The organism is Bradyrhizobium sp. Kon56, assembly GCF_055807635.1.
On sequence record NZ_JBVVOU010000505.1, the window covers coordinates 1 to 257 of the forward strand.

General features: G+C 57.6%; 1 protein-coding gene. It reads left to right on the forward strand.

Annotation, left to right across the window (positions count from 1 at the left end):
- Positions 1 to 257, forward strand: a 257-nt coding sequence (locus AC0L3B_RS39840; protein WP_473383399.1) for an ATP-binding cassette domain-containing protein, incomplete at both ends; no start/stop codon positions are given.

Below are 257 nucleotides of genomic sequence, written 5' to 3' on the forward strand. Positions count from 1 at the left end.
TGGCATCATCGGCCCAAGCGGAGCAGGCAAATCTACTTTGGCAAGGGCGCTCGTGGGGGTTTGGCCACATGCACGGGGCAAGATTAAACTGGATAATGCCGCACTGGAGCACTGGTCATCCCAGTCCCTCGGCAAACACATCGGATATCTTCCTCAAGATGTCGAATTGCTCGACGGCAGCATTGCCGTCAATATCGCCCGGTTTGACGTCAAGGCCACTCCTGCAGCGGTTTTGGGAGCCGCAAACGCTGCCGGAG